This window comes from Duganella sp. OV510 (assembly GCF_900100205.1).
In the GTDB taxonomy this organism is placed as follows: Bacteria; Pseudomonadota; Gammaproteobacteria; order Burkholderiales; family Burkholderiaceae_D; genus Rugamonas.
Genome location: NZ_FNEQ01000003.1, coordinates 404,157 through 426,954 on the forward strand (window position 1 = coordinate 404,157; position 22,798 = coordinate 426,954).

Annotated in this window: 25 protein-coding genes; 8 read left to right on the forward strand and 17 right to left on the reverse strand. The window is 61.9% G+C overall.

All coding sequences use genetic code 11. From position 1 onward, the window contains the following. The 8 genes from BLS51_RS11700 to leuS all read right to left on the reverse strand — a co-directional run bounded on the left by BLS51_RS11700 (window position 1) and on the right by leuS (window position 11,016). On the reverse strand, window positions 1-2,151 hold the full coding sequence (locus BLS51_RS11700) for an HDOD domain-containing protein (protein WP_175472557.1): 2,151 nt from the start codon (window positions 2,149-2,151) through the stop codon (window positions 1-3). 196 nt (window positions 2,152-2,347) lie between these two features. Further along, complete coding sequence (locus BLS51_RS11705) at window positions 2,348-3,631, reverse strand: multidrug effflux MFS transporter (RefSeq protein ID WP_090182510.1); 1,284 nt, start codon at window positions 3,629-3,631, stop codon at window positions 2,348-2,350. A 118-nt stretch (window positions 3,632-3,749) separates the two neighbouring features. After that, the gene (locus BLS51_RS11710) at window positions 3,750-4,949 is read right to left on the reverse strand and encodes a THUMP domain-containing class I SAM-dependent RNA methyltransferase (RefSeq protein ID WP_373994324.1); all 1,200 of its coding nucleotides are present in this window, start codon (window positions 4,947-4,949) and stop codon (window positions 3,750-3,752) included. 42 nt (window positions 4,950-4,991) lie between these two features. Next, window positions 4,992-5,417 carry a CopD family protein gene (locus BLS51_RS11715; protein WP_090182504.1) on the reverse strand — a complete coding sequence of 142 codons (426 nt, stop codon included), beginning with the start codon at window positions 5,415-5,417 and terminating at the stop codon, window positions 4,992-4,994. A gap of 10 nt (window positions 5,418-5,427) precedes the next feature. Next, window positions 5,428-6,693, reverse strand: a complete 1,266-nt coding sequence (locus BLS51_RS11720; RefSeq protein WP_090182501.1) for a glutamate-5-semialdehyde dehydrogenase — start codon at window positions 6,691-6,693, stop codon at window positions 5,428-5,430. Between the two features lie 49 nt (window positions 6,694-6,742). Continuing rightward, entirely contained in the window at window positions 6,743-7,759 is a 1,017-nt protein-coding gene (holA, locus tag BLS51_RS11725; RefSeq protein ID WP_090182499.1) for a DNA polymerase III subunit delta, read from the reverse strand. Between the two features lie 9 nt (window positions 7,760-7,768). Beyond that, complete coding sequence (gene lptE, locus BLS51_RS11730) at window positions 7,769-8,383, reverse strand: LPS-assembly lipoprotein LptE (RefSeq protein WP_090182496.1); 615 nt, start codon at window positions 8,381-8,383, stop codon at window positions 7,769-7,771. Between the two features lie 8 nt (window positions 8,384-8,391). Continuing rightward, on the reverse strand, window positions 8,392-11,016 hold the full coding sequence (gene leuS, locus BLS51_RS11735) for a leucine--tRNA ligase (protein ID WP_090182493.1): 2,625 nt from the start codon (window positions 11,014-11,016) through the stop codon (window positions 8,392-8,394). Between the two features lie 128 nt (window positions 11,017-11,144). Here leuS and BLS51_RS11740 point away from each other — a divergent pair, with 128 nt between their 5' ends. The 5 genes from BLS51_RS11740 to map all read left to right on the forward strand — a co-directional run bounded on the left by BLS51_RS11740 (window position 11,145) and on the right by map (window position 14,043). Beyond that, a complete protein-coding gene (locus tag BLS51_RS11740; RefSeq protein WP_090182490.1) occupies window positions 11,145-11,654 on the forward strand; it encodes an SDH family Clp fold serine proteinase in 510 nt (169 codons plus the stop codon). A gap of 152 nt (window positions 11,655-11,806) precedes the next feature. Beyond that, entirely contained in the window at window positions 11,807-11,980 is a 174-nt protein-coding gene (locus BLS51_RS29705; RefSeq protein ID WP_175472558.1) for a hypothetical protein, read from the forward strand. Window position 11,981: 1 nt separating this feature from the next. Next, window positions 11,982-12,755, forward strand: a complete 774-nt coding sequence (locus BLS51_RS11745; protein WP_090182488.1) for a helix-turn-helix domain-containing protein — start codon at window positions 11,982-11,984, stop codon at window positions 12,753-12,755. Between the two features lie 38 nt (window positions 12,756-12,793). Further along, window positions 12,794-13,162, forward strand: coding sequence for a VOC family protein (locus tag BLS51_RS11750; protein ID WP_090182485.1), 369 nt, complete (start codon window positions 12,794-12,796; stop codon window positions 13,160-13,162). A gap of 44 nt (window positions 13,163-13,206) precedes the next feature. Then, window positions 13,207-14,043 carry a type I methionyl aminopeptidase gene (gene map, locus BLS51_RS11755; RefSeq protein WP_090182483.1) on the forward strand — a complete coding sequence of 279 codons (837 nt, stop codon included), beginning with the start codon at window positions 13,207-13,209 and terminating at the stop codon, window positions 14,041-14,043. On the opposite strand, the gene BLS51_RS11760 is transcribed toward map, so the two are convergent. Genes BLS51_RS11760 through BLS51_RS11780 form a run of 5 tightly spaced genes read right to left on the reverse strand, consistent with a single transcriptional unit; the run spans window position 14,030 to window position 16,901 of the window. Beyond that, window positions 14,030-14,347 (reverse strand): barstar family protein, encoded by a 318-nt coding sequence (locus BLS51_RS11760; RefSeq protein WP_090182481.1) that lies wholly within the window; start codon window positions 14,345-14,347, stop codon window positions 14,030-14,032. The genes map and BLS51_RS11760 overlap by 14 nt on opposite strands. Then, on the reverse strand, window positions 14,348-14,773 hold the full coding sequence (locus BLS51_RS11765) for an ExbD/TolR family protein (protein ID WP_090182478.1): 426 nt from the start codon (window positions 14,771-14,773) through the stop codon (window positions 14,348-14,350). It abuts the gene before it with no gap. Window positions 14,774-14,777: 4 nt separating this feature from the next. Continuing rightward, complete coding sequence (locus BLS51_RS11770; RefSeq protein WP_090182476.1) at window positions 14,778-15,443, reverse strand: MotA/TolQ/ExbB proton channel family protein; 666 nt, start codon at window positions 15,441-15,443, stop codon at window positions 14,778-14,780. Beyond that, on the reverse strand, window positions 15,440-16,246 hold the full coding sequence (gene dapB / locus BLS51_RS11775) for a 4-hydroxy-tetrahydrodipicolinate reductase (protein ID WP_090182473.1): 807 nt from the start codon (window positions 16,244-16,246) through the stop codon (window positions 15,440-15,442). Before dapB ends, BLS51_RS11770 begins: the two co-directional genes overlap by 4 nt. Before the next feature lie 13 nt (window positions 16,247-16,259). Then, on the reverse strand, window positions 16,260-16,901 hold the full coding sequence (locus BLS51_RS11780; RefSeq protein WP_090182470.1) for an outer membrane protein assembly factor BamE: 642 nt from the start codon (window positions 16,899-16,901) through the stop codon (window positions 16,260-16,262). Window positions 16,902-17,120: 219 nt separating this feature from the next. On the opposite strand from BLS51_RS11780, the gene fur reads away from it, so the two are divergent. Continuing rightward, the gene (gene fur, locus BLS51_RS11785) at window positions 17,121-17,549 is read left to right on the forward strand and encodes a ferric iron uptake transcriptional regulator (RefSeq protein WP_090182468.1); all 429 of its coding nucleotides are present in this window, start codon (window positions 17,121-17,123) and stop codon (window positions 17,547-17,549) included. Here the strand turns inward: fur and hrcA are convergent. Then, the gene (gene hrcA / locus BLS51_RS11790; protein ID WP_090182466.1) at window positions 17,546-18,562 is read right to left on the reverse strand and encodes a heat-inducible transcriptional repressor HrcA; all 1,017 of its coding nucleotides are present in this window, start codon (window positions 18,560-18,562) and stop codon (window positions 17,546-17,548) included. The two genes, fur and hrcA, sit on opposite strands and share 4 nt — an antisense overlap. A gap of 39 nt (window positions 18,563-18,601) precedes the next feature. Continuing rightward, entirely contained in the window at window positions 18,602-19,318 is a 717-nt protein-coding gene (locus BLS51_RS11795) for an HAD family hydrolase (protein WP_090182463.1), read from the reverse strand. A 198-nt stretch (window positions 19,319-19,516) separates the two neighbouring features. Between BLS51_RS11795 and BLS51_RS11800 the strand changes: the two genes are divergently transcribed. Further along, window positions 19,517-20,146 carry a hypothetical protein gene (locus tag BLS51_RS11800; RefSeq protein ID WP_090182461.1) on the forward strand — a complete coding sequence of 210 codons (630 nt, stop codon included), beginning with the start codon at window positions 19,517-19,519 and terminating at the stop codon, window positions 20,144-20,146. Window positions 20,147-20,177: 31 nt separating this feature from the next. Then, window positions 20,178-20,792, forward strand: a complete 615-nt coding sequence (locus BLS51_RS11805; RefSeq protein WP_090182459.1) for a hypothetical protein — start codon at window positions 20,178-20,180, stop codon at window positions 20,790-20,792. 146 nt (window positions 20,793-20,938) lie between these two features. On the opposite strand, the gene rsmA is transcribed toward BLS51_RS11805, so the two are convergent. Both rsmA and pdxA read right to left on the reverse strand, forming a co-directional pair. After that, entirely contained in the window at window positions 20,939-21,709 is a 771-nt protein-coding gene (gene rsmA, locus BLS51_RS11810) for a 16S rRNA (adenine(1518)-N(6)/adenine(1519)-N(6))-dimethyltransferase RsmA (RefSeq protein WP_090183460.1), read from the reverse strand. Window positions 21,710-21,727: 18 nt separating this feature from the next. Further along, the gene (gene pdxA, locus BLS51_RS11815; protein ID WP_229207531.1) at window positions 21,728-22,765 is read right to left on the reverse strand and encodes a 4-hydroxythreonine-4-phosphate dehydrogenase PdxA; all 1,038 of its coding nucleotides are present in this window, start codon (window positions 22,763-22,765) and stop codon (window positions 21,728-21,730) included. Window positions 22,766-22,798: the final 33 nt, after the last annotated feature.

The window sequence follows — 22,798 nt, forward strand, 5'->3', positions numbered from 1 at the left end:
TTAAGCGGAATCCATCACCTGCGTTTTCACGCCGGCGAGTTGGCTGTTACTGCCCTTGGCGGGCAGCAGGATTTCAAAAGTCGTACCGGTTTTTCCGGAACGGCAGGTAATCAGGCCTTGCATTTTCTTGACCAGGCTGTGGACGATGGACAGTCCCAGGCCATGGTGAGCGCCCTCCTTGTTGCTGCGCACAGGAGAGAACAGGTTGGCCAGCACGTCTGCCGACAAACCTGGGCCGGTGTCACTCACCACCAGCTCCAGATACAGCTTGCGTTCACGATTGACGTGACCACGGTTGGCAATTTCAATCTTGCCGCCATCAGTCATTGCCTCGATAGCGTTCTTGATCAGGTTGACCAGGATTTGTTTCAGCATGTCGGCGTCGCCGTCGATCTCCGCCGGCTCCTCCTGCATGCGCACCACCAGTTGCACCGAGGCCGGCACGAAGTCGGTGGCGCGGAACAGGCGCAGCACGTCGTCCACCACCTTGGTGACATCGGTGACGCGCGAGGTTTCGGTCGGCTGCAAATCGGCCAGGCCATTAATCAGCTGGCCGACGCGGTCGATCTCTTCGTTCAGTATCGACATCTCGCCGACCACCGGCTCGCGGCGCGCCAGTTTGCTATCCAGCACCGACAGGTAGTTCTTGATGATCGACAGCGGGTTGTTCACCTCATGCACCACGCGGCGCGAAGCTTCGCGATACTCTTCCGCCACATGCGCGATCTGGCGCTTGGCGTGACCACGCTCGCTCATTGCGGTTTCCAGCGAAGCAGCGGCCTGGGTGCCGAACGACAGCAGGAAGCGCTCGCGCTTTTGCAGCGTGGCCAGTTGCCATGCCGGCGCACCGCCGATCAGCACACCGAGGCAGCGCTGGTTGGCCACCAGCGGCAGGCACACCATGCTGTCGCTGCCGAGAATGCGGAACAGCTGTTCTTCCGCAACGTTATGCGCCTGACCTTCGCGGCTGACGTAGGCCAGCTTGCGCTCCAGCGCCGACTGCGCCACCGGGCCGCCCTTGTTGAGCGGGATGACGAATTCGGCCAGCCGTTGCTGGTGCTCGCCGGTGGCCATGCCGTGCAGCGCGTGGCCGGTAGGATTCTCCAGCAACAGCACAGCGTTTTCCAGGTCGAACAGGATGCGCGCCGAACGCGTGATGGCTTCCAGCAGGCTGGCTTCGCCGTTCTGGCGGGCGAAGGTCTGCCCCATCTCGGAGACCAGCATGATGTTGCGCACTTCCTCCGACAGCCGCTGCTGCACCGGATCGACCACCGGCGGTGCATAGGCCGTTGGCGCAACGATATCGTCGGCGCCGGCCAGGTCGATGCCCAGATAGTTGGCGGACTTCTCCACCTGGCGCGCAGCGTTGCTGACGATCTGTTCCAGCTTCTCGCTATCCAGATTGCACAGGCGCGCGGCTTCTTCGATCGCCTGCTCCTGGTCTTCATGGCAGCACAGCAGGTGCGACAGGCGCACGATGCGGATCAGCGGATGCGCCGCCTCCAGCCGCGTCACCGGCTCGTGGTGATACAGCACGCTGTCGGCCAGGAAGGAATCCAGGTTCCAGCGTTCGATCAGCCAGGCGCCGGCTTCCGAGTGGGTGATTTGCAGCGTGCGCTGTTCGACCGCGCACAGGTCTTCGTCATCGCGCGCGGTAAAGTTGAATGCATATTCCTTGGGCGCGGTGGCCAGCAGCGCCAGGCGGCCGACGTTGTGCAGCAGGCCGGCCAGGTAGGCTTCTTCCACGTGCGGGTATTCCATCTGTTTGGCGACATCGCGCGCGATGACGGCAGTGGTCAGCGAGCCTTTCCAGAAGCCGCGCAGGTCGGTGCTGGCGGAATGCGGGAAACTGTTAAAGGTCTGGAATACCGATTCGCTGATCACCAGCGTCTTGATCATGTCGGTGCCGAGCGACACCAGCGACTGCTCCAGGCCTACCGCGCGCTGATTGCGATGGTAGGCCGAGCTGTTGGCGACGGTCAGGATCTTGCTGGTCATGGCCGCATCCTTGGCGATGAGGGCGGCCAGCTCCGGCATGCCGGCATCGTCGGCTTGCAGGTGCTCAATCAACTTGATCAGGATCTGCGGCATGGCCGGCAGCCGCGCGATCAGCAGTCGATTGCGAATATCATGATCAGATTGTTGATGCATCGTATCGAACATTGCCCATCAATCAAGAAGCGGACTATCACAACAAATCCGTCAACGTTAGGGTTCATGCGGGTTACAGCGCGATTCAGACCTAAAATAATTCCCGCCAAAAAATTATCTTAGCATAAAGTCTGATGTTAACTTAACACTAGGAAAAATTTCTTCCTAAACTAAGCCACTTTCCTGCCGTTAATGATTACCGGCCAATATTGCGCGTTAGCATGCTCCGGTAATGCCGCGACGTCAACCACAAAGCGAGAGCAGAGGCACTAAATGCCATCTGTCCTGCGGCTAGCCATAGTGCGGAATGTGATAGGACAGGGGCAATCACGCCCGCCACGATGGCGCCCAGCAGCGTCACCGCGAACGACTGCACCGAGGCGACGGTGCCACGGATATGCGGGAACAGGTCCAGCGCCAGCAGCGTCGCCCCCGGCGCCACCACCGACATGCCGAAGGTATAGAACAGCATCGGCAGCACGGTCCAGGGCAGCGCCGGCGGCAGGAAGCTGTGGTACAGCAGGTTGACCGTCGACGCGGCCAGCAGGAAACAGAAGCCGATGCCGATCTGGCGCGCAAACGTCATCTTGCCGGCGATGCGGTTGGCCGCCAGCGCGCCGAGGAAGATCCCGCCCACCGAGGGAATAAACAGCCACGCAAACTCCGACGCGCCCAGGTGCAACTGCTCCGGCAAGAACACCGGCGCCGCCGAGATATAGATAAACAGGCCGGCAAAGTTCAGCGCCACCACGCCGGTCTTCAGGTGGAACAGCGGCGAACGCAGGATCTCGCCATAGTTACGCGCCAGGAAGCGCGGATTGAACGGGTGGCGTTTTTCCGGCGGCAGCGTCTCCGGCAGGCGGCGGTAGCAGAAGATGAGCAGCAGCACGCTGTAGGCCAGCAGCGACAGGAAGATGGCGCGCCAGTCGAACAGTGTGACGATCCAGCCACCGAGGATGGGGGCGATGGCAGGCGCGATGGAGAAGATCATCGTCACCAGCGAAAGCAGGCGCGCGGCGGCGGCGTCTTCATACAGGTCGCGGATGATGGCACGCCCCACCACCACGCCGGCGCCGGCCGAAATACCCTGCATGATGCGGAACACCCACAGGTAGTGGACGGTGTGGGCGGCAGCGCAACCCAGCGTGCCAATGGCGAACATGGCCAGCGACACCAGGATGACGTTGCGGCGGCCGAAGGCGTCGGACAGCGCGCCGTGCCACAGCACCATGCCAGCGAAGGCCAGCATGTAGAAGGTCAGGCTTTGCTGTACTTCCAGCGGCGTAGCGTGCAGCGTGGCCTGGATGTTGGGGAAGGCTGGCAGGTAGGCGTCGATCGAGAACGGGCCGATCATCGACAGGCCGGCCAGCATCACCGCCAGCGCGGGTGCGGTGAGTGGCTTGCGGTGCGGTGGTTCCGGGGGTGGGACATCGTGTTCGATGTCCTGGTCGGGCAGGTTGGCGGGAGGAGTTGGCAGCATAACGGTTTCCTTGCAAATGCCCCGGCCCCGGAACGCGTCATCCCGCGAACGCGGGAGTCCATACTGAGCCGGCCGGCGCGCTCAGCATGGGTTCCGGCTTGCGCCGGAACGACGGGGCTTACTCTTTGGGCTTGGCGGCTTCGCGACGATTGAAGCCGGCCACCATATCGAAGCGGAACAGTCGGCACTCCAGCGCACCATTGAAGAATGGCGTCTTGCGCGACTCCTTCAAGCGCAGCAGCTTCGGCACGCCCAGGTCCGCCGTGAACAGATACACCGTCCAGCCGGCAAAGCGCTGCTTCAGCGTCGAGCTGAGTTCTGCGTAGAAGCTGTTGGCCAGTTCATCCTGCGGCATGGTGCTGTCGCCACGCACGCCAATCCGCTCGCCATACGGCGGGTTGGTCAACAAAATGCCCGGCTGCGCGGTCGGCGCCTGCACCTGCTGCGCTTCGATCTGCTTCAGCGGCACGTCAAACAGAATACCGGCGCTGCGCAGATTGTGACGCGCCATCGCCACCATATCGCCCGAAATATCGGAACCGAAAATGGTCGGCTCGGCCGGCAGCGGATTCGGCTTGATGGCTGCCTTCATGTCCTGCCACACATTGGCTTCAAAGTCATGGAACTTCTCGAACGCGAAACGGCGGCGCGCGCCCGGCGGCACGCCCTGCACCATCTGCGCCGCTTCGCACAGGATGGTGCCGGAACCGCACATCGGGTCGAACAGCGGCATGCCCGGCTTCCAGCCAGCCACGCGCAGCAGGCCGGCCGCCAGGTTCTCGCGCAGCGGCGCGTCACCAGTCTCGGTACGCCAGCCGCGCTTGAAGAGCGCCTCGCCCGAGGTATCCAGGTACACGATGAACTGGCGCGCATCGACGAAACCGAAGATACGCATATCCGGTTCCTTGGTATCGACCGACGGACGTTTTTTATACTGATCGAGGAAGCGGTCGCAAATGGCGTCCTTGATCTTCAGCGTGGTGAATTCCAGGCTTTTCAGCGGCGACTTGACGGCAGTGAGATCGACGCGGATGGTATGGTCGTAGCTGAACCACTCTTCCCAGGGCTGCTCCAGCACCAGGTCATAGATATCGTTCTCGTTCTTGTAGCCGCCGACCGCCATGCGCATCAGCACGCGCGACGCGATGCGCGAGTGCAGATTCATCAGGTAGGCATCGGTCAGCTCGCCCGAGGCGTGCACGCCGCCGGGCACTTCGTTGTGCACCTTCAGGGTGGTGCTTTGTTGCGCGATCTCGCGCAGTTCTTCGGCTAACGCCGCTTCCATGCCGCGCGGGCATGGGCAAAAGAAGGATGCCATAGGTGTACCTTTTGTCCGTTAAAAAAATAATCCGTCCTGCGGTCAGAACGGCTTGACTACTACAAAAATGACGATGCCCAGCATCAGGAATACCGGCACCTCGTTAAATACGCGGAACCACTTGTGGCTACGTTTGTTTTCACCGCGCTCAAACTTTTTCAGCAGCGGGCCGCAGGCGTGGTGATAGCCGATCAACAGCACCACCAGCGTCAGCTTGGCGTGCAGCCAGCCGCCGGGAATATGCCAGCCGTACAGCTGGTAAATCAGGCTGATACCAAGGATCACCGCAAACACCGCAATCCACATCGAGAAGCGATACAGCTTGCGCGCCATCAGCAGCAGGCGCGCCGTGGTGTTCTTGTCAGTCTCCATCGCCAGGTTGACGAAGATGCGCGGCAGGTAGAACACGCCGGCCATCCAGGCGATGACGAAGAAGATGTGCAGTGCTTTGGTCCAGAGGTACAGCATTGTTTAATCCTTAGTTTCGTACTTCTCCGTGGCCGAATACCACGTATTTCAGCGAGGTCAGGCCCTCCAGGCCAACCGGGCCGCGTGCGTGCAGCTTGTCGTTGGAGATGCCGATCTCCGCACCCAGGCCGTACTCAAATCCGTCCGCGAAGCGGGTCGAGGCGTTGATCATCACCGAAGACGAATCCACTTCGCGCAGGAAGCGCATCGCCGCCGAGTGGTCTTCGGTGATGATCGCTTCGGTGTGCTTGGACGAGTAAGTGTTGATGTGCTCCATCGCTTCGTCCATGTCCGCCACGATTTTTACCGACAGAATCGCCGCCAGGTATTCGGTGGACCAGTCTTCCTCCGTCGCCGCCGCCAGGTGCGGGTAGTCTTGCAGGATCGCGGCGGCTTCCCCATCGGCGCGCAGCTCGACCTGTTTGGTCGCGTACAGCCTGGCCAGTTCTGGCAGCACCAGCGGCGCAATCGCGCGCGCCACCAGCAGCGTTTCCATCGTGTTGCAGGTGCCGTAGCGATGGCACTTGGCGTTGAAACCGATGTCCAGCGCTTTCTTCAGATCGGCCTTGGCGTCGATGTAGACGTGACAGATGCCGTCCAGGTGTTTGATCATCGGCACCGTGGCTTCTGCCATCAGCCGCGCGATCAGGCTCTTGCCGCCGCGCGGCACGATCACGTCGACGTATTGCGGCATGGTGATCAGCGCGCCGACAGCGGCGCGGTCGGTGGTGTCCACCACTTGCACGCCGTTGGCTGGCAGGCCCGCGCCTTCCAGCCCTTGCTTGACCAGTTTCGCCAATGCGCGGTTGCAGTGGATCGCTTCCGAGCCGCCGCGCAGGATGGTGGCGTTGCCGCTCTTGATGCACAGGCCGGCCGCGTCCACCGTCACGTTCGGGCGCGATTCATAGATGATGCCGATCACGCCCAGCGGCACGCGCATCTGGCCGACCTGGATGCCGGTCGGGCGGAATTTCAGGCCGGAGATTTCGCCGATCGGGTCCGGCAGCGCGACGATCTGCCGCAAGCCTTCGACCATCGTGGCAATCGCCTTGTCCGACAGCGCCAGACGGTCCAGCATCGCGGCTTCCAGGCCATTGGCGGCTGCGGCATCCATGTCCAGCTGATTGGCGGCGCGCAGCGCGTCGGCGTCGCGTTCGATGGCGTCGGCGATCAGCGTCAGCGCGCGGTTGCGCGTTGCCGTGTCGGCGCGGGCCATGCCGCGCGAAGCCTCGCGCGCCTGCCGGCCCAGTTGTTCCATGTACTGCTTGATGTCCATTCGTATCCCCTGCAGCGTCATTCCGGCGCCGGCCGGAATGACGGCGTGTTTAGCCGCGGGCGACTTTCAGGGCCAGTTGCAGCATGGCGTCCCAGGCATCGCCGGCGTACGCTTTCGCGCGCAGCCCTTTAATCATCTTGTCCACTTGCGCGGCCTCTTTCATTGCCGCTTCCAGCGTCGGCAGCGAAATGCGGCGCAGCGCCGGGTCCATCATGCGTTCCTTCGGTCCCCAGATGCGATGCTCCTTCAGCAGCGCACCCAAGGGCCGGCCTTGCGCCATGCCCGCCTTCAGCTTGAGCAGCGTGCGGATTTCCTCCGACACCGCCCACAGCACCAGCGGCAAGGCTTCGCCCTCGCCTTTCAGGCCATCCAGCATGCGGATCAACCGCGCCGGATCGCCTGCCAGCATCGCCTCACTGAGCTTGAACACATCGTAGCGCGCCACATTCAGCACCGCTTCGTGTACCTGCTCGTAGCTCAGCTTGCCCGGCTCGTGCAGCAAGGCCAGTTTCTGAATCTCCTGATGGGCCGCAAGCAGATTGCCTTCCACGCGATCGGCGATGAAATCAATGCTCTGCCGGTCCGCGCTTTGCCCCTGTGCGGCAAGGCGCTGGCCTATCCAATTGGGCAAATGCGCCCGTTCCACCTGCGGGATGTCGATATACACCGCCGCCTGTTGCAGCGCGGCCACCCAGGCCGCCTTCTGCGTCTGCCAGTCCAGCTTCGGCAGCGTGATCAAAGTCAGGTTGTCCGGACTCAGATCTTTTACATAGTTTTGCAGCGCCGCGCCGCCATCCTTGCCCGGCTTGCCGGTCGGGATGCGCAGCTCGATCAGCTTTTTATCGCCAAACAGCGACAGCGCCTGGTTGGCTGCCAGCAGCTCGCCCCACTTGAAGCTGCGCTCCACGGTCAGCACGTCGCGCTCGGAATAGCCTTGCGCGCGCGCGGTCTTGCGGATTTTGTCCGCAGCCTCCAGCGCCAGCAAATGTTCATCGCTGGTGATGACGTATAGCTGCGACAGCGATTTGCTCAAATGGCCGTCCAGCGCCTCCAACCGTAATTGCATGCGGCGCCTTTACTGAATCGGCACAGCCGGCGGGATGGTCGACGGCTGCGCCGATGGCTGCTTGTCGGCCGGCAGCGGTGCTGCGCCAGGCGGCGGCAGCGACACGCCGGCCGTCTTGACGGCAGCGATGCGGCGCATCATCTGCTGTACCAGGTCGGTTTGCATGTCCTTGTACAGCAGCGCTTCTTCCTGCTCCTTGGCCAGCAGCTGGGTTTCGTTAAAGTCGATCGGGCGCGTCAGCGTGATTTGCGTTGGCGCCAGCAGCTCCTTGCCCTGCTTGTCGACAATGCGGAAGATGATGTTATACGTCAGCAGGTACTGACGCACGCGGCCATTGCTGTTCAGCGACAGAATGGTCTTGGTCTTGGTCTTTTCCGGATTGGACAAGACCTCGACCACGCCATCGGCTTCTTTCGGACTGCTGACCACCGTGGTGCCGCCGTTGGCGCGGATGTTGCGCTTCAAATCAATCGCCAATGGCGACGCCTCCGGCAGCCCCACATAGATGGTCGGGAACGGCAGCGTGTAATGGCCGCCATCGCCGCGCAGGTGGAAACCGCAGCCCGACAGCGTCAGCGACGTTGCCAGCAATGCCGCACACAAAAACTTCGAAGTAGTCGCCATAGCTCTCTTTACACCACAATGTTGACCAGTTTGCCCGGCACCACGATGACCTTCTTCGGCGTGCCCTCGATGAACTTCTGCACCGCTTCGTTGGCCAGTGCGGCAGCTTCGATGGCTGCCTTGTCGGCGCCCTTCGCTACCACCACGCTGCCGCGCAGCTTGCCGTTCACCTGGATCATCATCTCGATTTCCGACTGTTCCAGCGCGGCCGGATCAACCTGCGGCCAGGCCGCATCCAGGATGTCGCCAGCGTAGCCCAGTTCTTTCCACAGCACGTGGGTGATGTGCGGCGCCACTGGATTCAGCAGGCGCAGGAAGATCGCATAGCCTTCCGACAGCACGGCCGCTTCCACGTCCTTGGCCGATTCCAGCGTGTTCAGCATCTTCATGCAGGCCGACACCACGGTGTTGTACTGTATGCGCTTGACGTCATAGTCGGCCTGTTGCAGCACCTTGTGCACTTCGCGGCGCAGCGCCTTGCCGGCGTCCGAGGTGGCGGCGGCGCTGACTGGCGCGCCAGCGGTGGCAATCGCCTCGCGCTGCGCGTAGCCGAAAGCCCAGACGCGGCGCAGGAAGCGGTTGGCGCCTTCGACGCCGCTGCCCGACCATTCCAGCGTTTGCTCTGGCGGCGAAGCGAACATGGTGAACAGGCGCGCGGTGTCGGCGCCGTATTGCTCGATCTGCGCTTGCGGATCGATGCCGTTGTTCTTCGATTTCGACATCTTCTCGGTGCCGCCGATCTGCACCGGTTGGCCGTCTTCCTTCAGCAGCGCGCCTTGCGGACGGCCTTTGTCGTCCAGCGACAGGTCAACGTCGGCCGGGTTGAACCAGATCTTCTTGCCGGATGCTTCTTCGCGGTAGTAGGTCTCGTTCAGCACCATGCCCTGGGTCAGCAGGTTGGTGAATGGCTCGTCGAATTTCACCAGGCCGAAGTCGCGCATGACCTTGGTCCAGAAGCGCGCGTACAGCAGGTGCAGCACGGCGTGTTCAATGCCGCCGATGTACTGGTCCATCGGCATCCAGTAATCGTTGCGTGCATCGACCATGGCGTCGTTGGAACCTGGCGAGGTATAGCGCATGTAGTACCACGACGAATCGACGAAGGTATCCATCGTGTCGGTTTCGCGACGTGCCGGCTTGCCGCACTGCGGGCAGTCGCACTTCAGGAAGGCCTCGTATTTGTTCAGCGGGTTGCCGCTGCCATCCGGGACGCAGTCTTCCGGCAGTACCACCGGCAGATCTTTTTCCGGCACCGGCACCGAGCCGCAATCGGCGCAGTTGATCATCGGGATCGGCGTGCCCCAGTAGCGCTGGCGCGAGATGCCCCAGTCGCGCAGGCGGAAGGTGGTCTTCTTCTCGCCCAGGCCCTTGGCTTCCAGGTCGGCGGCCACCGCGTCCAGCGCTTCCTTGTAGCGCAGGCCATCGTACTTGCCGGAATTGGTGACAACCGAGACTTCCTTGTCGCCATACCATTCCTGCCAGGCGTCGGTCGAATATTCCGGCGCGTCGGCGGTGGTGATGACTTGCTCGATCGGCAGATTGTATTTTTTGGCGAACGCGAAATCGCGTTCGTCGTGCGCAGGCACGCCCATCACGGCGCCGTCGCCGTAGGTCATTAGCACGTAGTTGCCGACCCAGACTTCAACTTGTTCGCCGGTGATCGGATGGGTGACGAACAGGCCGGTCGGCATGCCCTTCTTTTCCATCGTCGCCATGTCGGCTTCGATCACCGAGCCGAGTTTGCATTCGGCGTTGAAGGCGGCCAGTTCCGGATTGGTTTGCGCGGCCAGCACGGCCAGCGGGTGTTCAGCAGCGACAGCGCAGAAGGTCACGCCCATCACGGTGTCCGGACGGGTGGTGAACACGTACATCTTGCCATCGCCGATCAGCGCGCCATCGGCGTCCTTGATCTCGTGCGGGAAGGCGAAGCGCACGCCGGTCGACTTGCCGATCCAGTTCGACTGCATGATGCGCACGCGCTCAGGCCAGCCTGGCAGCTTGCTGTCGACGTGTTCCAGCAGTTCTTCGGCGTAGTCGGTGATGCGCGCGTAGTACATCGGGATTTCGCGCTTCTCGATCACCGCGCCCGAGCGCCAGCCCTTGCCATCGATAACCTGCTCATTGGCCAGCACGGTCTGGTCGATCGGGTCCCAGTTCACGGTGCCGGTCTTTTTGTAGATGATGCCTTTTTCCAGCATCTTCAGGAACATCCACTGGTTCCACTTGTAGTATTCCGGCTTGCACGCGGTCATTTCGCGCGACCAGTCGATGGCCAGGCCCATCAGCTCCATCTGCGAACGCATGTGGGCGATGTTGGAGTAGGTCCACTGCGCCGGCGGCACGTTGTTGGCCATGGCGGCATTTTCGGCCGGCATGCCGAACGCGTCCCAGCCCATCGGCATCAGCACGTTGTAGCCGTTCATGCGCAGATAGCGGTACATCACGTCATTAATCGTATAGTTGCGGACGTGGCCCATGTGCAGCTTGCCCGATGGGTAAGGCAGCATCGAGCAGGCGTAGTATTTACCCTTCGGGAAGCGTGGATCGTTCTCGACGGCCTTGTAGGCATCGATTGCCTTCCAGTGGGATTGAGCAGCTTTTTCGACGTCGGCGGGACTATATTTATCTTGCATGATGGTGTACGGCCAATTAGTGAATATGAACCGGACATTATACCTTGAGCCGCGCCAGTACGGCGCTGGCGGGCAGGTGCTAAATAGTAGTAATGAACTTAACAAAAGCACCATGATCGGAGTCTGCTATGCCAACCTTGCCTCCAGCTATCGTTGCCGCCCTGCGCCATGCTCATCCTGAACGTGATTTCCTGTTACTCAGCGCCAGCATCAGCCGAAAGCTGCACCACGAACTTGCGACACTGATTGCCAACGGCAAGCATCACACTAGTTGCACAATCTTTCTCTGTACGCTGGGCGGTGATTCCGACGCCGGTTACCGCATCGCGCGCTGCCTGCAGGACCATTACGTGCACATCCGCCTGGTTATCACAAGCTATTGCAAAAGCGCCGGCACGCTAATCGCTATCGGCGCTCATGAACTTGCCATTGGCGATTTGGGCGAGTTAGGACCGCTGGACATGCAAATCGCAAAGCCTACCGAATTATTGGAGCATGGTTCAGTACTGGACATTGCCCAAGCATTGGAGGCAATTTCTGCACATACACGGAGCGTGTTTTTCAAAGTCCTTATCGAAATACGCCAGCAAGGCCATTTATCGACACCAATAGCAGGAGAAATGGCCGCCTGTAATTGATAGAGCGGAGGCAGTGGAACTTTTTAACTACGTCAGTTGTCCAAGCCAGGAAGAGACTGACGCTTCCCAGTTCCTTGAGCAGTTTATGACGGATCAGGCAGAATTTGCTCCCGCCTTCATCGACGATAATATAAATATAGCAGGAGGTTCCTATGCAACGACGCATTAGTCTGCTGGAATTAATAAGCCAACAGACAGACTATCGGCAAAATGCCGCTTTGATGGAAAAGAGGATGAAAGTCATAGGAGATTTTGCAGATAGCATGCAAAAAATCAGAGAGATGAGTTACTTTACTTCCTCCCATACGGATATCAAAGAGCGATAAATTGTTTTATAAAGAGTACCCACCTCACCCGGCGCTGGCGGCGCATGTGGCCTGCGTCTGGGCGGCGCGGGCCCCGGGCGGCGCGCAGGCGCACCGGGTGTTGCCGGATAATTGTGTGGATATTCTGTGGCAGGATGGCGGGCAGGCCGGCTTTGCTGTGGGGATGATGTCGTCAGCGATACTGGTGGCCAGCGAGCGGCCGGTGTGGACCCTGGCGGTGCGCTTCAAGCCGGGCATGGCGGGCGCTTTCCTGCAAGCGCCTCTGCAGGAAATCACCGACCAGCGCGCGGATATCGATCTGCTGTGGGGACGCAGCGATGCGGACCGGCTCAGCGATGCACTGTGGACCAGCGAGGCGCCGCTGCGCATGCGCCTGGCGCTGATCGAGCGGGAGTTGCTGCGCCGCTTGCGGGCGGCGAGCGCCGACGCGTCCGGCCCGGCCGGCACGCCGGCGCTGGTGCTGCGGGCGTTGGCGACGCTGGAGGATAGCGGCGGCGAGGTGCGCGTCGAGGCGCTGGCGACGCAGTTGAACGTATCACGACAACACCTTGCGGCGCAGTTCCGCCAGCATGTCGGCCTGTCGCCCAAGCTGTTTGCGCGGATCTGCCGCTTCCGCCAGGCCACGGCGGCGATCAAGGCGGCGCCATCGCCCGACTGGACACAACTGGCGCTGGAATGCGGCTACTTCGACCAATCCCACCTGATCCACGATTTCCAGGAATTTGCCGGCAGCGCGCCCGAGCGATTCCATTTTTCCAATCAAACCCTTGCCTGATGTGCCAAGATGTTGTTTTGACTATCTGGAGGCACACAATGATTAACGGACTGCGCACCGCCATCTACCCGGTAGCCGACCTGGCCAAGGCCAAAGAGTGGTACACCAAGGTGTTTGGCGTCGAACCTTATTTCGACCAGCCCTTCTATGTCGGCTACAACGTCGGCGGTTTCGAGCTGGGCCTGCTGCCGGATGGCGGCACGCCCGCCAAGGCCGGCGCGCTGGTGTACTGGGGCGTGGCGGATATCGAAGCGGAAGTCGCCCGCATCACCGCGCTGGACGCCACCATCCACGGCGCCATTCAAGAGGTTGGCGAGAATATCAAAACGGTCGAACTGGCCGACCCGTTCGGCAATCTGCTTTGCCTGATCTACAACCCGCACTTCGATTTGAAAGCGGTGCGCTAGCGATTGTGGGAAAATACTGCCTCTGCAAACAAAGAGGTAGTCCCATGTCCCGCCGTAACGCCAATCTGATTAAAACGCCCGAGCAAATGGTGCAAGCCCGCGTCGCCGCCCAACTGGCGGCCGACGTGCTGACCATGATCGCTCCCCACGTCAAGCCGGGCGTGACCACGGCCTACCTCGACCAGCTGTGCAACGACTACATCGTCAATGTGCAGCAGGCGATACCGGCCAACGTCGGCTACGGCGGCTTCCCGGCCACCGTGTGCAGCTCGGTCAACCATGTGGTGTGCCACGGTATTCCGTCGGCAACGCAGGTGCTGAAGAACGGCGACATCATCAACATCGACGTGGCCGTCATCAAGGATGGCTGGCACGGCGACACCAGCCGCATGTACTACGTCGGCGAACCGTCCAAGCCAACCCGCAAGCTGGTCGAAACGACCTATGCGGCGATGTGGGCCGGCATCCGCGCGGTCAAGCCGAAAGCCACTTTAGGCGACGTCGGCTTCGCGATCCAGACCGTGGCCGAGAAAGCCGGCTACAGCGTGGTGCTGGATTACTGCGGCCACGGCATCGGCCAGGTCTACCACGAAGATCCGCAGGTGACGCACTACGGCCGTCCAGGCCAGGGCATGGTGCTGAAGCCGGGCATGCTGTTCACCATCGAGCCGATGATCAACGCCGGCAAGGCGGCAACCAAGGAATTGAGCGACGGCTGGACCGTCGAGACGCGCGACAAATCGCTGTCGGCGCAATGGGAACACATGGTGCATGTGACCGAAACCGGCTTCGAGGTGCTGACGCTGGCGCCAGGCGAAACCGGCGCCAAGGCGAATATCCCGAACGCCGTGCCGGCTGGCGTGGAAATCAGCGCAGCGTAAGTTTCAGCGCCGGCTTCTCGCCGTAGTCTTCGTAGCGTTCATTGAGGCCGGCCACGCAGTAGGTGACTTCTTCGAGGATGTCCTGCTGCATGGCGGCGGCGTCCTTGATGACGATCTCCAGCACCTCGTTCGGCTTCAGGCGGAACTTGCTCATGCTGTCGTCATCGCGCAGGTAGCTCAGGCAATCCACCCAGGCGTCCATGCTGTTGCCGTAGGTGTCGGGAAAGCCCATCGCCGCCTTGCACGCGGCGTGGAAAGTGTCGGTATCCTTGATGGCTGCGCCATTCAGTTCTGCGGTTGCCATTTACTTCTTCTCCTTGGGATCGGTGACGAAGCCCAATTTCGTTAATCCATTGCTCTGCGCGGCGGCCATCACCTGCGCCACCACTTCGTAGCGCGTGTCCTTGTCGGCGCGCAGCTGCAGTTCCGGTTGCGGTTGCAGCCTGGCCGCTTCGACCAGGCGCGCAGTCAGCGCATCCTGTTCGACCGGATCGTTATTCCAGAATATCTTGCCCTTGCTGTCGATCGACAGCGTGACGGTCGCCGCCGGCGCGGATTCCGCCGCCGGCGCTTGCGCCTTTGGCAGTTCCAGTTGCACCGAGCCGGTGAACATTGGCGCCGCCAGGATGAAGATCACCAGCAGCACCAGCATCACGTCCACCATCGGCGTAACGTTGATGTCAGCCATTGGGCCGGGATTGCGGTGGTGGTTGAATGCGCCGAAGGCCATGATCTTACTTGGTAAGGTAAGCGTGCAGGTCGTGGGCGAAGGCATCCAGTTCGGCCAGCGTCAGGCGGTTGACGCGGTTGAAGCCGTTGTACGCCAGCACGGCTGGAATCGCCACGGTCAGGCCGATGGCAGTCATCACCAGCGCCTCGCCCACCGGGCCGGCCACTTTGTCGATCTGCACCGTGCCGTGCGACGACACATTCGCCAGCGCATGGTAGATGCCCCACACCGTGCCGAGCAGGCCGACAAACGGCGCCGTAGCGCCAATCGACGCCAGCAGGGTCAGGCCGCCCTCAAGGCGGTTGGTGGAACGTTGAATCGCATCGCGCAGCACCCGCGTGATTTGCGCCGGACGATCCATTTCGCCGCCCAGCGACGGCCTGGTCGCCGCCTTCAGTTGGGCCGCGCCCTGCTCCGCCAGCGGCAGGAAAATCTTTTCAGCATCGGCCAGCGCCAGGCCGGCCACGCCATCCTGCATGCTCGGCGCATCCCAGAACGCTTGCACCGCCGGCGCGCTGCGGCGGATGCGGTACGCCGCAAACGCCTTGGACAGGATGAAGAACCAGCTGACCAGCGACATCGCCAGCAGCACAAACGCTACCGCGTGGCTGATGGCATCGCCCTGCTCCCAGAAACGGGACAGCGTGAACTGGCTGGCGGCTGGGTTCATTGGTCTTTCAGGCCCAGCACATCGTACATGTCGAACAGGCCGGTCGGCTTGTCGGCCAGGTAGCGGCAGGCGCGCAGTGCGCCATGCGCGTAGGTCACGCGGCTGCTGGACTTGTGGCTGATCTCGATGCGCTCGCCAATGCCGGCAAACAGCACGGTGTGGTCGCCAACGATGTCGCCGCCACGGATGGTGGCGAAGCCGATCGACGACGGGTCGCGCTCGCCGGTCACGCCTTCACGCGCGAACACGCCGTGTTCCTTCAGGTCGCGGCCCAGCGCATCGGCAATCACCTCGCCCATTTTCAGCGCGGTGCCCGACGGGGCATCAACCTTGAAGCGGTGGTGGGCTTCAACGATTTCGATATCGTAGCCGGTCGACAGCGCCTTGGCGGCCTGCTCCAGCAGCTTCATGGTGACGTTGACGCCCACCGAGAAGTTCGGCGAGAACACGATGGCGGTTTTCTTCGCTGCTGCGACGATGGCGGCCTTGCCGGCATCATCAAAACCGGTGGTGCCGATGACCAGCTTGATGCCGTGTTCGGCGCAATATTTCAGGTGTTCCAGTGTCGCTTCCGGACGGGTGAAGTCGATCAGGTATTGCGCGCCCGCCAGGCCTTTATCGAACGCCGATTCCACCGCCACGCCGGCCGGCTTGCCGAGGAAGGCGGCGGCGTCAGGCTGCTCGGAACCGGCGCGGTCCAGCGCGCCCGACAGGCGGGCGTCGTCGGCGTTCTGCACGGCTTCGATCAGGATGCGGCCCATGCGGCCGCCGGCGCCGGCAATGGCGATGTTCATGTGCGTCATGCTTGAATCCCTGTTATTTCTTGTCGTTGCTGATCGTCGCTTCCACCGGGGCGGCATTGGCCTTGTCCGGGCCGGACGGCAGCGGCGCGGCTGGCGCCGGCTTGGACAGCGCGGCTTCCTGGGCCGCTTCCTTCTTGGCGTTCGGCGTCGGGCCGGCGATGCGGGCGATGTATTCTTTCTCGGTCGGCAGGTTGCCGCCTTCCCAGCGCTCGACCTTGCTTTCCTTGTCGAAGAACACGATCACGCGGCTGGTGGTGATTTCGCCGTTGCCCTTGACCAGGCGGAAAGCATAGTCCCAGCGGTTACCGTGGAACGGATCGGTCAGCAGCGCGGTGCCGAAGATGAAGCGGACCTGGTCCTGCGTCATCCCGACTTTCAATTGCGCCAACATTTCTTCCGATACGAAGTTACCCTGCTGGATGTCCGGACGATACGGCGAGAAGAACCACATGAAGCGCTGCAAGCGCGTGATGGTGGTGGTTTGCGCGCCCTTGCTGGCGTCCAGCGTCGGCTCGTGGTCTTTTACCTCGGTGGATTTCTCGCCCAGCGTGGTTTTGGTCGCGCAGCCGCCCAGCGCCAGCGCAACGCACGCAGCGGCGGCGACAGGAGTGAAACGGTGCAACAAAGACTGCGAAAAAGCCTGGGTGACGCGCATAAATGTCCTCAATCTGGTCAAGCGGGAGTGCTTTGCAAAACGCTATATCATAAAGCACTCGCTGCGGGATGGGGCATTATCCGCCAAAACAAGTGCAAATCTTTGTAAATGAACCGAGTTGCAAGCAATTTTATCTAATGCGCATCAGTGGTGCGGAGCCGGTCGGAGTACGTTAAACTAACGCCTAGCTATTCGCCAACCACATTAAGAGTCACGACCATGGGTAATAATCCTGCCGATCTGAAGGCCAGCGGCCTCAAAGCCACGTTGCCACGCATTAAAATCCTGGATATCTTCCAGAATAGTGAAGTGCGCCACCTGACCGCCGAGGATGTCTACAAGATCCTGCTGGCGGACAATATGGATGTGGGCCTGGCCACCGTCTACCGCGTGCTGACCCAGTTCGAGCAGGCCGGCCTGCTGAACCGCAACCACTTTGAAACCGGCAAGGCCATCTTCGAGCTGAACGCCGGCTCGCACCATGACCACCTGGTATGCATGGACTGTGGCCGTGTGGAAGAATTCTTCGACGAGGCGATTGAAGAACGCCAGAACGCCATCGCCAAGGAGCGAGGCTTCAAGATCGCCGAGCACGCACTGGCGATCTACGGCAACTGCACCAAGACCGCCTGCCCGCACCGCCCCTAGTTGTGGCTGAGCGCGTTTGACAGCAGCTTGGCCGTAATGTCCACAATCGGGATCACCCGTTCGTAAGCCATGCGGGTCGGTCCGATCACCCCCAGCGTGCCGACGATCTTGCCATTGGCGGTGTAGGGCGCCGTCACCACGCTCATTTCGTCCATCGGCACCAGGCTGGATTCGCCGCCGATGTAGATCTGCACGCCGCTGGCCTTGCTTGACACGTCGAGCAGCTGCATCAGGCCGGTTTTCTGCTCGAACATGTCGAACATCTGCCGCAGCGACGTCATATTCGACGACAGGTCGCTGACCGACAACAGGTTGCGCTCGCCGGCGATGACCATGTCGTCGGTATCGTCCTTCATCGCCTCGCTGCCGGCCTCCACCGCCACCTGCATCAGGCGGCCCATGTCGTCGCGCAGCTGGCGCACCTCGTTTTGCAGGCGCGCATGCACTTCGTCGAAGGCCAGACCGCCGTAATTCTGGTTGATGTAGTTGGCCGACTGCACCAGCTGCGACGGCGTGTAGTCGACTTCGGTCAGCAGCAAACGGTTCTGCACGTCGCCATTCGGCGCCACGATCACCAGCAAGATGCGCTTTTCGCCCAGACGCAGGAACTCGATCTGCTGGAACACCGACTCGCGGCGCGGGCTCAGCACCACGCCGGCAAACTGCGACAGCGACGACAGCATCTGCGCCGCATTGCTAATCATCTTCTGCGGCTGCGGCGCTTGCAGCCGCAATTGCGCGCCGACCGCTTGTGCGTCGATCTGCTGCACTGTCAGCAAGGTATCGACAAAGATGCGGTAACCGCGCGGCGTCGGCACCCGGCCGGCCGAGGTGTGCGGGCTGGCCACATAGCCCAGTTCCTCGAGGTCCGCCATGATGTTGCGGATGGTGGCCGGCGACAGCTCCAGCCCGGAGATCTTGGAGAGCGCGCGCGACCCCACCGGCTGGCCATCGGCGATATAGCGTTCCACCAGGGCCTTGAGCAGGGTTTGTGCGCGGTTGTCGAGTTGCATGCTAGGTATCAATGATTGCTGAAGACGATGTTGTGCTTATTATGCACCGCTATGCTGCATCTGCCCACGTATCCACGCCAGCAACTCGTCAAACGTGGCGCAAATGGCATCCGGCGTGACGCCGGCCGCCAGGTGTGCCTCGCTGCCATGGCGGTTCATCCAGACCGCGCGCAGGCCGGCGCCTTGCGCGCCCTGCACGTCCAGCCGCAGGTCGTCGCCGACGTAGACCGCGTCCTGCGGCGCCACGCCCATCGCCGTGCAGGCGCTGCGGAAGATTTCCGGGTCCGGCTTGGCGCGGCCAAACATCGATGACGACAACTGGTACTCGAAATGGTGGTCCATGCCGATCACTTCAAGATCCGCGTTGCCGTTGGTGATGACGCCGAGCCGCAACATGCCCTGCAACAGCGGCAGCACCGGCAGCACGTCGGCATACGGCACCACCAGGTTGCGCTGGGCGGCAAAGTGCTGCATCGAGCCTTCGATATGCGCCGGGTCGTCGCCGGTTTCGGCAAACACCTCCGCCAGCGCCTCGCGGCGCAGCTGGTACAGGTCGGCGATCAGCTCCGGCCGCCGTTCCAGCAGCGCCATGCGGCGCACGCGCAGCTCGGCCAGGCTGAACGCTGCTGCCACGCGCGGCGCGTGCACGGCCAGCCAGGCGTGCCAGCTTTCCTCGGCGGCGTTGATCACGGGCGCGATCGGCCACAAAGTGTCATCCAGGTCGAACAGCAGGGCGAGCGGGCGGCGTGAAGTCATATGCGAGCAGAAAGAATGGCGAAATGCCTATTGTAAGCGCATGGTAAATTATGCGGCTGATCGCTGCCGGGGACACACGCTGTTACATCCATTTGCGGCGTCAGTCTTACCAAATGCACTAAAATACGCCGCACAAGTGTAATATGCTGCCTCCCGTGCGTGCTGCCGGGCCCTATTCGTTTTGGAGAGAGAGTTTTTATGAAAAGTTCGTTTCTGCGTGCGGGCCTGGCCCTGCTGTGTGGCGTAATCCTGAGCGCCTGTGGCGGCAGCAATGGCAGCCTGGCGCTGTCCGGCACCGTCCAGTACACCGCCACGCCAAGCTCCGGCCTGGTGCTGGTTAACAAGGGCAATGGCGACAAGGTGACGCTGACCACCGGCCAGACCTCCTTCGTGTTCGGCAAGCTGCTCGGCACCGATGAGAAATTCGATGTGCAGGTTGAAACCAATCCGACCGGCGCCGTGTGCACGCTGACCGAGAACACCGGCAGCGCCTCCTACTACACCGTATATCGCGTGGCCGTGGTCTGCACCATTAACCCATACGTGCTGGGTGGCACCGTCAAGGGCCTGAGCGGCACCGGCCTGGTCCTGGCCAATGGCACCGACAGCACCGCCGTATTGCCGCCAGCGACCGCCGGCGCCGATGTCGCCTTCCGCTTTCCGATCACGGTGGCCAACGCCGCACTGTACGGCGTGACCGTGCTGAGCCAGCCTACCGGCCAGACCTGCAGCGTCAGCTCGACCCTGAATCCGGGTACGATGCCGTCCGCCGACCAGCTGGGCCTGGTCGTGAACTGCGCCAACAACACCAGCAGTACCAGCAACTAAGCCGCCGGCCGTCTAATTTTTGGAGAAATACATGAAATTTTCGTTTGTAAGCGCCGCTGCGGCGCTGGCCATGATAGCGGCGCTGGCCGGCTGCGGTGGCAAGCAGCAGTACACGGTACAAGGCACGATCAGCGGCCTGAACAACAGCGGCCTGGTGTTGACCAATAACGGCGGCGATGACCTGTCGGTGCCGATCGGCGCCACCAGCTTCGCCTTCCCCAAGCAGATCGGCTACGGCACCACTTATAACGTGGCGATCAAGTCGGATCCGGCCCACATGACGTGCAACTGGAACACCGCCAACGTCGGCTCGGCCGGCTACAACGTCTCGATCCAGATGGCCCTGGTCTGCTCGCAGAACTCCTACAGTCTGGGTGGCCAGATCAGCGGCCTGACCGCTGCCGCCGACGGCACGGCACGCAGCATCACGCTGACCAACGGTTCGTCCGGCTCGGTCACCATCAGCAGTGGCAGCGCCACCAATGGCGCCGCCGACTTCGTCATCGGCACCGTGGCGGATGGCCAGTCCTATGGCGTGACCTTTGTGGACAGCAACAATGGCCTGACTTGCAGCGTCACTAACGGTGTAGGCATCATGCACGAAACCGCCATCAGCAATATCGTGGTGGTCTGCACCAACAAATAAGGGAGCGGGAGGAGATATCCGTTATCGAAATAATTGATATTCGGAAAATAAAGTAGCGTTATAGCTGCCAACGCACCATACTGCATCTGTCTCCTCCACTTCTCTCAAAGAAATGGATTTAAGCCCGCCAAACAGCGGGCTTTTTTTTATTTGAGCAGGTTGGCCAGCGCGACGTACTGGACCAGACCGACCGCTTCCGGACGGTCTGTCGGATTGATGCCGGCGGCAATGATCTGCTCTTCAGTGAACATGCCGGCCAGGCAGTTGCGGATCACCTTGCGGCGTTGCGAGAAGGCTTTCTGCACCACCGCTTCCAGCGTGGCGGCGTCGCACGGCAGCGGATTGGCGACCGGGATCATGCGCACGATGGCCGAATCGACCTTAGGCGGCGGGTCGAACGCCTCCGGCGGCACCACAAACAGCAGCGACATGTCGTAGCGCCATTGCAGCATCACCGACAGGCGGCCATACACCTTGCTGCCCGGCTCGGCCACCATGCGCTCCACCACTTCCTTCTGCAGCATGAAATGCTGGTCCTGCACCAGTGGCGCAAAGGTCGTCAGGTGAAACAGCAGCGGGCTGGAGATGTTGTACGGCAGGTTGCCGACGATGCGCAGCTTCTGCCCTTCCGGCACCGGAATACCGCCAAAGTCGAATTTCAGCGCGTCACCCGAGTGGATGGTCAGCTTGTCGCGTGGGTAAGCTTTTTCCAGGCGCGCCACCAGGTCGCGGTCCAGCTCGACCACGTGCATATGCTTCAGCGAGCGCAGCAGCTGGTCGGTCATCGCCGCCAGGCCGGGGCCGATTTCCACCACGGTGTCGCCGGCTTGCGGATTGATGCTGTCGGTAATGCTACCCAGCACGTGCTTGTCATGCAGGAAGTTCTGGCCGAAGCGTTTACGGGCTACGTGTTTCATGTTTTTATTGTCCAATAATTAAGCGTTGACGGCGTTCGCCATCAGCAAAGCCGTGTCGATCGCCTGTTCCATGCTGCCGCAGTCGGCCTTGCCGACGCCTTGCGCGGCCAGGTCCAGCGCCGTGCCGTGGTCGACCGAAGTGCGGATCAGCGGCAGCCCCAGCGTGATGTTGACGCCGTTGCCGAACGTGGCGTACTTCAGCACCGGCAAGCCCTGGTCGTGGTACATGGCCAGCACGCAGTCGGCGTCCTGCAGGTATTTCGGCTGGAACAGCGTGTCGGCCGGATACGGGCCCCGGGCGTCGATGCCGCGCGCCTGGGCGGCGGCAATGGCTGGCGTGATGACCTCGATTTCCTCGCGCCCCAGGTAGCCGCCCTCGCCCGCGTGCGGGTTCAGGCCGCAGACCAGGATGCGCGGCGCGGCGATGCCGAATTTGGTCTTCAGGTCGGCGTCGATGATGTCCAGGATGCGCGCCAGGCCATCCTGGCTCAACGCGGCAGCGACGTCCTTCAGCGGCAAGTGCGTGGTCGCCAGCGCCACCCGCAGCGGTGCACCGTTCAGCTGGCCGCTGAGCTGTTGCGGGCCAGCCAGCATCATCACCACCTGCGGCGTGCCGGTCTGGTCGGCGAAGTATTCGGTATGGCCGGAGAATTTCACGCCGGCGTCGTTGATCGTGCTCTTTTGCAGCGGCGCGGTGACCACCGCCTCGAACCAGCCGGCCTGCACGCCTTCGATGGCGGCGTCCAGCGTGTCCAGCACGGTGCGGCCGTTTTCCTTGTCCAGCTTGCCAGCCACCACGTGCGCCGCCAGCGGCACGTCGATCACGGTGATGCGGTCGGCGCCGAAATGCGGCAGGCCGCCGTTGCGCACCGCCATCAGCGACAGCGAGGACACCCGGATGTCAGGGGAAATATCGGCGGCCAGCATGGCCAGGTAGGCGGCATCGCCCAGCAGCACGCAGTTGACCGCGTGCCGCCGCGCCCACGCCGCGCGCAGCGAAATCTCGGGGCCGATGCCGGCCGGTTCACCGACCGTGACGGCAATGGCAGGGCGCACTCCCGGGCGCCGTTTGGATGAAGTGGCGCTCAA

What these genes read in the sequence shown, in the direction of transcription:
- BLS51_RS11700 (WP_175472557.1), bottom strand. Translation starts at nt 2,151, where the DNA reads ATGCATCAACAATCTGATCATGATATTCGCAATCGACTGCTGATCGCG.
- BLS51_RS11705 (WP_090182510.1), bottom strand. Translation starts at nt 3,631, where the DNA reads ATGCTGCCAACTCCTCCCGCCAACCTGCCCGACCAGGACATCGAACAC.
- BLS51_RS11710 (WP_373994324.1), bottom strand. Translation starts at nt 4,949, where the DNA reads ATGGCATCCTTCTTTTGCCCATGCCCGCGCGGCATGGAAGCGGCGTTA.
- BLS51_RS11715 (WP_090182504.1), bottom strand. Translation starts at nt 5,417, where the DNA reads ATGCTGTACCTCTGGACCAAAGCACTGCACATCTTCTTCGTCATCGCC.
- BLS51_RS11720 (WP_090182501.1), bottom strand. Translation starts at nt 6,693, where the DNA reads ATGGACATCAAGCAGTACATGGAACAACTGGGCCGGCAGGCGCGCGAG.
- holA (WP_090182499.1), bottom strand. Translation starts at nt 7,759, where the DNA reads ATGCAATTACGGTTGGAGGCGCTGGACGGCCATTTGAGCAAATCGCTG.
- lptE (WP_090182496.1), bottom strand. Translation starts at nt 8,383, where the DNA reads ATGGCGACTACTTCGAAGTTTTTGTGTGCGGCATTGCTGGCAACGTCG.
- leuS (WP_090182493.1), bottom strand. Translation starts at nt 11,016, where the DNA reads ATGCAAGATAAATATAGTCCCGCCGACGTCGAAAAAGCTGCTCAATCC.
- BLS51_RS11740 (WP_090182490.1), top strand. Translation starts at nt 11,145, where the DNA reads ATGCCAACCTTGCCTCCAGCTATCGTTGCCGCCCTGCGCCATGCTCAT.
- BLS51_RS29705 (WP_175472558.1), top strand. Translation starts at nt 11,807, where the DNA reads ATGCAACGACGCATTAGTCTGCTGGAATTAATAAGCCAACAGACAGAC.
- BLS51_RS11750 (WP_090182485.1), top strand. Translation starts at nt 12,794, where the DNA reads ATGATTAACGGACTGCGCACCGCCATCTACCCGGTAGCCGACCTGGCC.
- map (WP_090182483.1), top strand. Translation starts at nt 13,207, where the DNA reads ATGTCCCGCCGTAACGCCAATCTGATTAAAACGCCCGAGCAAATGGTG.
- BLS51_RS11760 (WP_090182481.1), bottom strand. Translation starts at nt 14,347, where the DNA reads ATGGCAACCGCAGAACTGAATGGCGCAGCCATCAAGGATACCGACACT.
- BLS51_RS11765 (WP_090182478.1), bottom strand. Translation starts at nt 14,773, where the DNA reads ATGGCCTTCGGCGCATTCAACCACCACCGCAATCCCGGCCCAATGGCT.
- BLS51_RS11770 (WP_090182476.1), bottom strand. Translation starts at nt 15,443, where the DNA reads ATGAACCCAGCCGCCAGCCAGTTCACGCTGTCCCGTTTCTGGGAGCAG.
- dapB (WP_090182473.1), bottom strand. Translation starts at nt 16,246, where the DNA reads ATGACGCACATGAACATCGCCATTGCCGGCGCCGGCGGCCGCATGGGC.
- BLS51_RS11780 (WP_090182470.1), bottom strand. Translation starts at nt 16,901, where the DNA reads ATGCGCGTCACCCAGGCTTTTTCGCAGTCTTTGTTGCACCGTTTCACT.
- fur (WP_090182468.1), top strand. Translation starts at nt 17,121, where the DNA reads ATGGGTAATAATCCTGCCGATCTGAAGGCCAGCGGCCTCAAAGCCACG.
- hrcA (WP_090182466.1), bottom strand. Translation starts at nt 18,562, where the DNA reads ATGCAACTCGACAACCGCGCACAAACCCTGCTCAAGGCCCTGGTGGAA.
- BLS51_RS11795 (WP_090182463.1), bottom strand. Translation starts at nt 19,318, where the DNA reads ATGACTTCACGCCGCCCGCTCGCCCTGCTGTTCGACCTGGATGACACT.
- BLS51_RS11800 (WP_090182461.1), top strand. Translation starts at nt 19,517, where the DNA reads ATGAAAAGTTCGTTTCTGCGTGCGGGCCTGGCCCTGCTGTGTGGCGTA.
- BLS51_RS11805 (WP_090182459.1), top strand. Translation starts at nt 20,178, where the DNA reads ATGAAATTTTCGTTTGTAAGCGCCGCTGCGGCGCTGGCCATGATAGCG.
- rsmA (WP_090183460.1), bottom strand. Translation starts at nt 21,709, where the DNA reads ATGAAACACGTAGCCCGTAAACGCTTCGGCCAGAACTTCCTGCATGAC.